The following is a 10,768-nucleotide window of genomic DNA, read 5'->3' on the forward strand; positions in this document are numbered from 1 at the left end:
ACTGCATTATATCAAACTGTTCTTCACGCTTGAAAACGCAATATTTTTTAATGTTAATTTTTATAAGGCTTGATGTTTTTTTATGAATTGAAATCTCGCCAAACTGCCAATCCTGCCGCTCCCAGCAACACCCACACCAGCCAATCCCCCCAACGCACGTAAAGCGTCCGAGTTTGGCGGCGATACACCGTTTCGGCGTGGGTAGCGAAGACGTTAAAACCCGATTTCCAAAGCGTGCGCCCGTGAGGATCGACAATGGCAGAATAGCCGGTATTGGTGGCGCGAATCGCCCAGCGATCGAGTTCGATCGCCCGCATGACATCTTGAGCGTGGTGTTGTTGGGGCATCGACGGCGCATAATGGGCGTTGTTCGCCGCACTCAGGAAAAATTCGCCTCCTCGTACCGCCTGTCGCCGAAAATGCTCGGGAAACGCCGATTCGTAGCAAATGCCCACGATCGCCCGTCCGAAAGGCGTGTCAAATACCTGATTTTTCGCGCCCGGTACCATCTGCGCCTGCAACGGCGACAGGCGGTTGACGACACTTCCCAACACCGACTCAAAGGGGATATATTCCCCCAGGGGAACCAAGATCGCCTTGTCGTAACGGCTGAATACTTCCCCGTCTCCCGTTACCGTCAACAAACTGTTACTGTAGCGGCGCAAGTTTCCTTGAAACGTTCCCACCCACGCCGTCACTTCCCAGCGGCGAATCGCTTGGTACAAGTGCGCTAAGGGGGAATTACTGCTGAGGGCGTCGGCTTCCCAGAAATCGGGTAACGCCGTTTCTGGCGTGAGAACCGCATCGACTCCCGCTTCTGCGAGGGTTTCGTAGCCTCGGGTGTAGCCTTCCAAGGCGCGAATAAATCCCTCGCGATAGAGTTTGATTTCGTTGGGAACGTTTCCTTGAATAATTCCGGCGCGAAAGGCGAGATTGGGGGAGTCGTTGAGGGGGCGACTGTAAAAGTAAAATCCCAGGAGATGAGAAATGGAGAAAGTGGCGATCGCAGCCATAACAGCCAGTTGGCGGCGTTTTTCCGACAACACGGCAGCGGCGAGACAGCCGTTGACGGCGACGACACTGGCGGTAACAGCGGTGGTTCCCGACAGTTGCCCCAAATGTAAGATAGCGAGATTGTGGGGACTTTGTGTGTACGCCAAAGACGACCACCACAAGGGCGTTAATTGCCAGATTTCATCGAGGAGACACCACGCTGCCACGCCGAGGAGAACCCGCGTTAACCCGTTGTTTCCCCGATATCTGCTGACGATCGCCGCCCAAAGTGCCGCCCAAGCTGCACCCCAAACCGTGACAGCCATCCAACAGGCGATGGCGATGGCGAGACTCGCCAACCAGGGAACCCCCATCCACGTCATCGGGTGAATTCCCGTCAGCCAAAACAAGGCGACACCGTGAAAGCCGACACCCCAGGCGAACCCCAACCCCAGGGGGTTGACGGGGGAACGGTACAGCAACACCCACAGCGGCGTAAGGGCAATCCAGGCGAAACCCCACCATTCGACGGGGGCGACGGTGCAACCCATGGCAACGCCGCTGAGGAGGGCAAGGAGAAGGGAGAACGAGCGGGTTTTCACGGAGGTTGGGCGCGGGGGTGGGAAACCACGAGATTGACATCCTCTCCCAGCAACCCGTTCCGGGTATGCAGGGAGATTCCTTGGGTCGCCTCAAAGATTTCCTGCTTCATAGCCAGCCAACTAGAATCAGTGACCCGATCCCCCGTCGCCTCGACTCCACAGGCATTTTCGATTTGCCGTTGCCCACGGCTACAGATAACTTGTCCACTCGCCACATCACGGGGCTTTGTTGACCCGCAGTTGTGGCAGTGATGGATTCGAGTTGAGAGGTCTTTACGAACCTCTGCCCCACAATCGTGGCACTTCTCAGGAGTGCCACGAGCATCCACCTTGCCGTAATACACTTCTGTTTGGCTCCTTCTCTACAGCGACGATATAGCAGTACGACGTCGTTTGCGAATTGTTTTCAGGATAGATCGTTACGGAATGGGGTTTTTAGCCGATCTGTTTCCGCAAACCATTTAGGATTGCTATAGAAGCTAGAGATAGAATTCCAAGCTCTTTCTGATGATGTCTGACGTGCCATTGAGTTCAACTTTTTGGCAAAAGGAAACTCACGCGCCAATTCTTTGCATAGCAGAGAGAGACGAGCCTTATCTACTTTAGACTCATCTCGCCATAACCTTACTGCTTTGTTTCTGATAAACTGAGCAGTTCTTATGGCTTCATCTAAGGCTTTATATTGTGCCTTAGACCCATTCAACAACTTGGCTTCTCTTACTATCATGGTTTTATTTTGCCGGACTTTATTTTGGATAACCTTATTTTTAACATAAGTTAACCGTCCTAGAAGGACGGGGCTTTAAACCCACTTTTTTTGGTAAGCCTTACCTGAATTGCCAAACCTGATTATCTCCGAACGCGTGTCACTCAACCCAACTTTCCCATCACCCGCAACACCTCAGCTACACTCCACGCTTGGGCAAAACAACCTCGGGGCGTATGGGGCGCGTCCCCGTCGAAAATCTCGCTGATGCTGCCGATTCCCGCCGCCGACAAATGCTCTCGCATCGGTTCGAGGAAACTTCGCGCTCGATCGGCGTTGCCGTAAACTCGGAAATGGGCTTCTGCGAACGGCCCTAACAGCCACGCCCATACTGTCCCCTGGTGATACGCCCCGTCGCGTTGCCAGCGATCGCCCCCGTAATCCCGGCGATACTGAATATCGTCTGGAGAGAGCGATCGCAACCCGTAAGAGGTCACTAACTTCTGCCCCACCCAATCCACTACCGACTTCGCCCGTTCCCCCGTCAACACTGCATGGGACAACGACACCGCGAAAATCTGATTCGGACGTAACGTCGCGTCGTTCCCGTCTGGCGTATCTAGCACGTCGTAACAGTATCCCTCTGGGGCGTACCAAAAGCGATCGAATCCCTGTTTCGCCCGTTTCGCCAACCGTTCGTACTCCCGCGTGGGCTTGTCCGAGACGCGCGCGAACTCCACCATCGCACGCAGGGCGTTGTACCACAGAGCGTTGACTTCCACCGCCTTTCCCTGTCGGGGCGTCACCACCCAGTCGTCCACCTCGGCATCCATCCAGGTTAACTGTACGTCCGGCTCTCCAGCATACAACAACCCATCCTCGTCCAGATGAATGTTGTAGCGCGTCCCGCGCACGTGCCAATCGACGACTTCCCGCAACGCTGGAAATAATTCGGCAACGAGTTTCTCGTCCCCCGTCACCTCGAAATACGCCCGCAATGCCTCGAAATACCACAAAATCGCGTCTACGGTGTTGTACGCCGGTTCGCAACTGCCATCGGGAAACAGGTTCGGCATCATGCCGCGATCGAAATATCGAGCAAACGTCCGTAAAATCGGTCGGGCAATCTCCGGGCGTCCCGTCGCTACCGTCAACCCCGGCAAACTAATCGCCGTATCCCGTCCCCAGTCGCCAAACCAAGGATAGCCCGCAACGACCGTTTTTCCGGCAGAACCGCCAGCGATCGCGCGATCGACAATAAACTGGTCGGCAGCGAGGGCTAACTGTTCTCGCCACGGAGACTTGCCACAACAGGCCACAAAGCGATCGCGCAGTCGATCCTCGTAAGCGTAACGGCGTTGAAGTGCCGCTTCTCCATCGACGCAGAAACTTTCATGGGTACTTGCGATCGCCGTAACCGACTCCCCTGGTTCCAACGTTAGATCTAACGTCGCTCCGTGTAGGTGGTTTTCCCAATTTCCCGTACCGCGATAGCGTTCCATTGCCAAATCGAACTCGCGATACCAACGGTGTTGAGGCGTCCACGTTCCCCCACCCCGCAAGTGCAACGGAACCGCACCGCCGAACGCTACGATATCGATTCCCCCTTCGACGGCCCACACTTGCCAGTTACCCACCACCGAACCGCCGTGATGGTCGCGTGCGTTCGCAAACGCCTTTACCGACAAATGAAACGGTGCGGAGGCTCGGTCTAAGGTGTAGCGAATATAGGTGGTATTTTGTCCCCGTTCCATCCAGACCCGCTTAGACAGTCGTGCGTCGGCGATCGCAAACTGCCAAACGGGAACCGACCCTTCTAAATAAAACCGTTCTAAGTTCAAATATCCCGACGGCGACACCGTACCGTCCGCCCAGCGGTTAGTGGCTAACTCGAGCGATCGCCCCAAATATATCGCCGTCTCGTCCAATTTCACTAACATCAGCGTCCGCCCTGACGGGGGGGTCAACGCCGCGACTAACAATCCGTGATAGTGACGCGTCAACATACCCGGAACGGTTCCACACGCGTAACCGCCGATCCCGTTCGTCACCAACCACTCTCGCGTTTCCGCCAAGTCGAGACGGCCGCAGATGTCTCGTCCGAATCCCACCATATCGCCCTGTTCTCCTCTCGCTGTCGAAGCTGTCCGAGACGATCCTACAGGGTGGGAAGGGAGCTTTTTCAGTGAAGAGGGAAGAGGGAAGAGTGAGGACAGCGAACGGGTAACTGTGTCTCTTCATCCCCTCATCTCCTCACTGGTGACGGTTGACTGAAGCACTGTTCGCTGCAAAACCTCCTCCATTGCCTCAGTGGTGCAGAAAATTTTTCAAAATCGGAGATTGACAAAACACATAAAATATGTATCTAGGCTCGAGCCAGATCCCCGGCATCTTGGAGATGCCGGGGATCTCCGGCAGCAATTTACCGATCTGGGATTTCGTGGCCAACCCTTTAATACGGCGATATCGTTTCTAACAAGGGTTTCAAGACTTTTCTGCACCACTAAGCCTCCATTGCAGATTAGGCAGAGACAAGAGAGGCTAAGGGATCGGGAATCGTTTCCGAAGGGGCTTCAAACTCTCCGGTTAAAACGTATTCTAAGCGCAGTTTCAACCAGGTGATAAAGCTGGGATCTAGCGAAACGATCGCCCCGGCCGGTTGGGGACATTTGGCTTTAACCTCTGCCAGTTCGGGGGCGTCTAAAAACGCCGGGCTATCGATCGACCAAAAATCAATTTCTTTTTCCCGCTCTTGATAGTTGCGCTTGCGTTCGCGAAATACTTCTTCGAGGGGTTCGTCTTCAAACAAGAATTTTCGACTGGCAACGAGATAGTAGTAAGTCTTCATATCGACAATTTCAACAATTTCAGACAACAATTTCAGACAACAAGTTCGGAATTCGTCAGGAATTTGGAGCCGCTAACGGAAATCAAACCACGCCCATCGCGCGTTTCATATCGCGAACGGCTCGTTCTAAGCCGACCAGGGCGGCTCGGGAGATAATCGTATGACCGATATTGAGTTCTTCCATCCCATCGATGCAGGCGACGGGATAGACGTTACGATAGGTTAGACCGTGACCGGCGTTGACTCGCAGTCCCAACGCGATCGCCCGCGCCGTTCCCGTTTTGAGAACCTCGAGTTCGCGATCGCGATCGCCTTCCGTTTTCGCTTCGGCATACTGTCCCGTGTGCAGTTCCACGAATTTCGCTCGCGCGGCCGCACAGGCGTCGAGTTGAGCGGCATCGGCATCGACAAACAGACTGACGGGAATTCCCGCCGCTTGCAACTGTCCGACGATCTCGGTGAGGCGATCGCACTGGCCGGCTACGTCGAGACCGCCTTCGGTGGTCACTTCTTCCCGCCGTTCGGGAACGAGGGTGACGTAATCCGGTTTCAGGTCGAGCGCGATCTTTAACATTTCGTCCGTCGCTGCCATTTCTAAATTTAAATGGGTGCTGACCGTTTGGCGCAACAGGTAAACGTCGCGGTCTTGGATGTGACGGCGATCTTCCCGTAGGTGCGTGGTAATGCCGTCGGCTCCCCCCAATTCAGCAAGAACGGCCGCCGCCACGGGATCGGGTTCGGTGGTTCGTCTCGCCTGTCGGATCGTCGCGATGTGGTCGATGTTAACTCCGAGTGTCGGCAATCTGTTTGTCTCCTCGTTAAGAGATGCCTGCACTCCATATTTTACGGGATCGTGGGAGGTCGAGAACGACTGAATTCTCGATCGAAAATGGCGAGGGGGCGATCGCGTTTTTAACTCGTATTCGTTTTGAGTTGTTCTCTCGATTAAAGACACCGTTTCGAGAGAAACCTCGGTCGTCACGACGGGGGGCGATCGTTTTTTTTCTCGTTCGATCGCACGCTTTTCCACTCGACGGCGCGAGAGTCGTTATAATTTTGATTACCGTACCTAAAGTGAACTGTAGCGAGAAATATTATGGCTCGTGGTGGAAAACGGTTAGGGGCAGGTCGTCCGCCTGGAACCGGAAAATATGGGGAACCGACGAAAGCGATGCGGTTACCCGTCAGTTTAGCCGAGCAGCTTACCGATCTGCTGGTGGACTGGCAAAACGCAAAAGCTCAAGGGATTGCCAAACACGTCCAGCGTTTGCGTCAGTCTCTCGAATCGCCGTTTCGATTGCCCCTGTATTCTGACGCCGTCGCAGCGGGACTTCCCGCACCGGCCACAGATTACGTCGATCGCGAACTCGACCTCAACCAATATCTGACTCCCCATCCCGAGGCGAGCTTTTGCGTGCGGGCGAACGGCGATTCGATGATCGAGGCGGGAATCCATCCGGGGGATTTACTCGTCGTCGATACCCTCTTAGAAGCCAAAGACGACAGCGTGGCGATCGTGGTCGTCGATGGGGAACTGACCGTCAAGCGTCTCCGTTGGGACGAAACTACCTTGTGGTTGGTGCCAGAAAACGCGAACTACCTCCCCCTGCGCGTTACGGAAGAAATGAATTTTCGCGTGTTGGGGGTCGTGACGAACGTAATTCACAAGCTTTAGAAGCTCGAGACCAACCGATCGCAGCCCCAAACCGGACGCACGGTTTCCCGACTTGCAGAACTGCCGATACAATAACGTGAGAATCTGTCTCAAAACGGGAAGAAGGAACTATGGTCAGTCTCGATCGGGTTGCAGAACTGATCCGAACCGAACTCGGCGACGCCGACGTGCAAGTGCGCGACTTAACGGGAGGGGGCGATCACCTCGAAGCGATCGTCGTGTCCGAAAAATTTCAGGGGTTGTCTCTCGTCAAGCAACACCAACTGGTTTACAGTGCCTTACAAAAAGAAATGGCCTCGGAAGCCATTCACGCCCTCGCCCTCAAAACCTACACCCCAGAACGATGGGCGACAGCCAGTCAAGCCCCGTAGCTTGTTAAAATTTTTTTAACCGACCGAACCGATTACTGACCTTTCTAGGAAACACGATGACACCGGAACTCAAAGAACAACTCGACAACCTCATGAAGCAGCACAAAGTGCTGGTGTTCATGAAAGGCAACAAACTCATGCCCCAGTGCGGTTTTTCCAATAACGTCGTGCAAATTTTCAACAGCCTCGGCGTTCCCTTCGAGACAGTTGACGTTCTCGAAAACCCCGAAATTCGCCAGGGAATTAAGGAATACTCGAACTGGCCGACAATTCCGCAAGTGTACATCAACGGCGAGTTTGTTGGCGGTTCTGACATTGCCATCGAGCTATATCAAAGCGGAGAACTCCAGCAAATGCTGGAAATCGCTTTAGCATCCTAACCTCTCGTGCGTTCGATCGCCTCGATTTAAACTCTTGCGACGACCCCCTCCCGATCGCTGGAGGGGGTTTAACCATCACTCTCCAAACTAGACGCATCGATCTCGTTTGTCGCGGGACAAGATTCCTACCGTGGTCGCAACAACGTTGAATTGCGACAGTGCGGGCTAACAACGGCGAAAGATCGACAGACTCTCGACTCTTTTAAATGTTTCTATGAACCCTTACTTAACCCCCGAAAGTTACGTCAATCCACCGGAATATACGGTCATTATTCTCTGTTGCACCTTCGCGATCCTGTGCGGGATTATTTTTAAAGATATTTTGGAATACCAATTCGCACGTTGGAACGCAGAGGGACAACCGCCGAAGCTCGACTATAAAACGCCCCACCTGACAGTCGCCTATGGCTTGACCTGTCTGTTTACCTTCGGGTTTGTCGGGGCGAGTTTGTCGGTGTTCGGGATTTTCACCCAACTGGCTTACATTCTCGCGGCGGTTGTCGTCGTTCCCACTGGGCTACTGGTCTGGTTGCAGTTGGGGTCGATGTTGGCGTTGGTGGCCAAAGAAGGCATTCGCTCGATCGTCATCGACGAGTAAGCTGAAATCGGGAACTCGAAAGCCACCGATGAAGCTCACCGTTCGTCGGGTTTTGGCATCGAGCGATCGCCCTATCCTCGAGATCGCTCGGGTGTCTCCCGTTTCGGGAACAACTGTCCGCCCAAGCTACGGAAATACAGCCATCCCGCAATCCCTAAAAATCCCAGGTAGCCGATCGCTTGCGCGACGTAGAGGCGATCGCGATAGCCGAAAAGAGATTTCAGTGCGATTCCTGGGAACTGCTTGTCAGGTAAAACGTTGCGTAAATCCCAGACTTGACTTCCGAGAATGCAAGAGGCAGCATCGCCATCGCACCAAGCCGAAAATTGAGGTTGCAGTTGCGCCAAGGCTTCGATCGCTTCGTTGGCTTGTTTGAGAGCGGACACTACCAAACCCGAGACGACGAGCAGGAGGAAAACGCCCATCACCTGAAAAAACTGGCGCACGTCGATTTTAACGCCCCAGCGAAACAACAACACCCCTAACAGCGCTGCCCCGCCTAACCCGCCCAACGCTCCCAACACCGGGACGAGTCCCTGCTGGAATTTGGCGACGATGAAAACGACCGTTTCAAAGCCTTCGCGCAAGACGGCGATAAAGACGAGGACGAACACGCCCCATCCCGCCGCACTGCTGCGTTGTAAGGCCGAGGCGATCGCGCCTTCGACCTCAGATTTCAAGGATTTCGCCTGTTGCGTCATCCACAGCAACATCCAACTCAACATCGCAATGGCGACCACGCATAACGTTCCTTCGAGGAGGGGTTCGACGATGGGAGCGTAAGGTTGGTTGGAGGCGCGAAGGGCTTGCATTCCACTGTGGAACGACCACCCGACGAGGGCGCTGGCTGCGATTCCGGCGGCGACGCCTGCAAATACCCAAGAGTTGAGTTGGCTTTGACGGGCTTTTTTCAAGCAAGACAGGACGATACCCACAACGAGAGCAGCTTCAAAGCCCTCTCGCAAGGCGATCGCGAACGTGGGAAGGGCGGCGGTGAGATCGAAAGTCATATAGCAACCCTAAATCAGTATCGGGAGCAGGGAACGGGGAACGGGGAACGGGGAACGGGGAATCGGATTTTTTCTGGTGTTTTAATGTTTGACGACTCATTTGGAACTGCTATAGAAATGCAGCTCTTGAAAGCCTCGCAAACATAGCTCTTTTATCGGTACTTAAACAAATTTCAAGCCCAAACCAAGCCAAAACGCGCTTTGTGAGCGGCAAACAGGTCTCGATTCTCGTTCAGCCATGCCACAAAACGAAAAGACATGGCTGTCCGAAAAGCCTCTAAAGCATCTACAAAAGTTTCCAAAGGTTGGTTCGCCCACTTCCTTCGTAAACCGCCCGTCAACTTATGCCAAAGGATAAAAGTGTAGGCACAAAATACCAAAATTAAATGCCGCTGTAAACTCTTCAAACCTCTCGCCTGGCATTCCCTCCAACCCAACCATCCTTTGGCTTCCCGATAGAAGACTTCTACCCAGTTTCGCCCTGAGTAAGTGTTCACGACCCATTCGGCAGTCACTTTTTCGGAGTCTTCATTCGTGATAAAATAATCAATTTCTGTCGCGTCCGCATAAGAACTTGCATTCATGACGATAGCAAAGGTTCTTTCTCCTTGTAGACGTGACAGCTCTGCCGTACCCGTCGCCACCCACAGGGTTTTGGGCTTGTTTAAATTTAGAGAAACTGACGTAAAGTCCTCTTCTGGTAAGCTTTTGGCATATTCATCAAGGCGAATCTTTTGCCAATTTTCTCCCGATTGATTCAGCCAGATTTTCCGATTTTTGGCGACGGCTCCTAGATACTTCAGTCGGCGAGATTCGAGTCCCTTTAAAAAATTTGTGTTGTTACCATAGCCGGCATCCATGAGGACGATTCCCGGTCGATACCCTCTCTTTAAACTCCGGTCAATTAATTCTAAGGCGATTTCGGGTTTCTTTTTGAAAGAGGGATCTTTCTTGCCTGAGGGTAAGGAACTGGCTGGCTGATAGATTTCTACATCCAGAGGCAAATTTTTTTTGCCATCATAGAGATGGGTCGTTACCGCCACGATTCCGTTGTCGAGCTTGCCGATTTCTCCGATGTACTGTCTTCCCACACCTGCGGTGAAGTTGCCGCTTTTTCGATGTCCTGTATCATCGAGCAGCAAGGCAAATCCCCGACCCACTCGGGTTTGATGGCAGGAGTCCACCACCTTTAAACGACGTTCGTTAATACGCTTCTCCTCCCAAGGGGATTCCGTTATAAAATGATGTAAGCGGTTGTAAACCACTCCCACCGAGTCGTTTGCCATCTGAGTTATGTTTTTTCGCTGGCTTTCCCCGAGTAATCCTCCCAAATAGTGTCTAAACCCCTTTTTTTGTGCTTGGGTTTTGAAGTCGGGGTCGAAACGCTTGCACCACTTCTCAAAGCAGGGTGGCATAGCGGCTGGGGTGGTCTCTCTCATGGGGACACTCTCCACCTTAAATCCTTGTCAGTCAAGGGTTTTGCTTTTATTTTACCTTTTTTACCGTTTAAGTCCCGTTAAAAGGGTTGGTGAAATATGCGATCGCCAAAAATCGAGATAAAATAAAAAACTTCATCGTCTCGATC

General features: G+C 53.1%; 12 protein-coding genes. 4 read left to right on the forward strand and 8 right to left on the reverse strand.

Annotation, left to right across the window (positions count from 1 at the left end):
* Positions 1 to 80: 80 nt before the first annotated feature.
* The 6 genes from lnt to GEI7105_RS0114660 form a co-directional block, all read right to left on the reverse strand.
* Entirely contained in the window at positions 81 to 1,595 is a 1,515-nt protein-coding gene (lnt, locus tag GEI7105_RS0114635) for an apolipoprotein N-acyltransferase (RefSeq protein ID WP_017661188.1), read from the reverse strand.
* Entirely contained in the window at positions 1,592 to 1,939 is a 348-nt protein-coding gene (locus tag GEI7105_RS37355; protein WP_245555414.1) for a zinc ribbon domain-containing protein, read from the reverse strand. The genes lnt and GEI7105_RS37355 overlap by 4 nt, the downstream gene beginning before the upstream one ends.
* Before the next feature lie 62 nt (positions 1,940 to 2,001).
* Positions 2,002 to 2,322, reverse strand: coding sequence for a hypothetical protein (locus tag GEI7105_RS37360; protein ID WP_245555415.1), 321 nt, complete (start codon positions 2,320 to 2,322; stop codon positions 2,002 to 2,004).
* Between the two features lie 143 nt (positions 2,323 to 2,465).
* On the reverse strand, positions 2,466 to 4,415 hold the full coding sequence (locus GEI7105_RS0114650; RefSeq protein WP_017661191.1) for an amylo-alpha-1,6-glucosidase: 1,950 nt from the start codon (positions 4,413 to 4,415) through the stop codon (positions 2,466 to 2,468).
* Positions 4,416 to 4,822: 407 nt separating this feature from the next.
* Positions 4,823 to 5,149 carry an MgPME-cyclase complex family protein gene (locus tag GEI7105_RS0114655; protein WP_026097666.1) on the reverse strand — a complete coding sequence of 109 codons (327 nt, stop codon included), beginning with the start codon at positions 5,147 to 5,149 and terminating at the stop codon, positions 4,823 to 4,825.
* 82 nt (positions 5,150 to 5,231) lie between these two features.
* Positions 5,232 to 5,951: a pyridoxine 5'-phosphate synthase gene (locus GEI7105_RS0114660; RefSeq protein WP_026097667.1), complete on the reverse strand. Its 720-nt coding sequence runs from the start codon at positions 5,949 to 5,951 to the stop codon at positions 5,232 to 5,234.
* Positions 5,952 to 6,245: 294 nt separating this feature from the next.
* On the opposite strand from GEI7105_RS0114660, the gene GEI7105_RS0114665 reads away from it, so the two are divergent.
* The 4 genes from GEI7105_RS0114665 to GEI7105_RS30665 all read left to right on the forward strand — a co-directional run bounded on the left by GEI7105_RS0114665 (position 6,246) and on the right by GEI7105_RS30665 (position 8,173).
* Positions 6,246 to 6,824: a LexA family protein gene (locus GEI7105_RS0114665; RefSeq protein ID WP_017661194.1), complete on the forward strand. Its 579-nt coding sequence runs from the start codon at positions 6,246 to 6,248 to the stop codon at positions 6,822 to 6,824.
* 110 nt (positions 6,825 to 6,934) lie between these two features.
* A complete protein-coding gene (locus GEI7105_RS0114670; RefSeq protein WP_017661195.1) occupies positions 6,935 to 7,195 on the forward strand; it encodes a BolA family protein in 261 nt (86 codons plus the stop codon).
* Positions 7,196 to 7,251: 56 nt separating this feature from the next.
* Positions 7,252 to 7,575 (forward strand): Grx4 family monothiol glutaredoxin, encoded by a 324-nt coding sequence (gene grxD / locus GEI7105_RS0114675; RefSeq protein WP_017661196.1) that lies wholly within the window; start codon positions 7,252 to 7,254, stop codon positions 7,573 to 7,575.
* A gap of 214 nt (positions 7,576 to 7,789) precedes the next feature.
* Positions 7,790 to 8,173, forward strand: a complete 384-nt coding sequence (locus GEI7105_RS30665; RefSeq protein ID WP_017661197.1) for a hypothetical protein — start codon at positions 7,790 to 7,792, stop codon at positions 8,171 to 8,173.
* Between the two features lie 71 nt (positions 8,174 to 8,244).
* Here GEI7105_RS30665 and GEI7105_RS0114685 read toward each other — a convergent pair whose 3' ends face one another.
* Positions 8,245 to 9,183: an FTR1 family iron permease gene (locus tag GEI7105_RS0114685; protein WP_017661198.1), complete on the reverse strand. Its 939-nt coding sequence runs from the start codon at positions 9,181 to 9,183 to the stop codon at positions 8,245 to 8,247.
* A 173-nt stretch (positions 9,184 to 9,356) separates the two neighbouring features.
* A complete protein-coding gene (locus GEI7105_RS0114690) occupies positions 9,357 to 10,622 on the reverse strand; it encodes an IS701 family transposase (RefSeq protein ID WP_026097668.1) in 1,266 nt (421 codons plus the stop codon).
* Between the last annotated feature and the right edge of the window lie 146 nt (positions 10,623 to 10,768).

Source organism: Baaleninema simplex PCC 7105, from assembly GCF_000332355.1.
In the GTDB taxonomy this organism is placed as follows: Bacteria; Cyanobacteriota; Cyanobacteriia; order Cyanobacteriales; family Geitlerinemataceae; genus Baaleninema; species Baaleninema simplex.